1 protein-coding gene is annotated in these 220 nt (G+C 56.8%); it reads left to right on the top strand.

The genetic code is table 11. The features are described 5' to 3' along the window. A partial coding sequence (locus RRF55_RS28865; RefSeq protein ID WP_439419426.1) for a hypothetical protein occupies positions 1-187 on the top strand: 187 nt, incomplete at its 5' end. Positions 188-220 lie beyond the last annotated feature (33 nt).

Below are 220 nucleotides of genomic sequence, written 5' to 3'. Positions count from 1 at the left end.
GATCCCGGGAAACGTGCTCGGATGGGGTGTTGTTCGATCAGATCCATGGAGCCTAGCGGGCGTGTACTCCTCCAAAGAACAAGCACAGGCAGAAGCGACGCGCGTCGGAAATGACCATATTGTCGCCTATGGATCACATAAGCCCGGCACGGATGAGTTCGTCTGGCACTCAGCCGATCAACACTGACTGAACTGTATCCGGCCCGGGCCTGATACGATC

It is taken from the genome of Klebsiella sp. K47 (assembly GCF_051858335.1).
Taxonomy (GTDB): Bacteria; Pseudomonadota; Gammaproteobacteria; order Enterobacterales; family Enterobacteriaceae; genus Klebsiella; species Klebsiella pneumoniae.
Note: the sequence above shows the minus strand (reverse complement) of the source record. Positions and strands in the feature narration are given on the sequence as shown.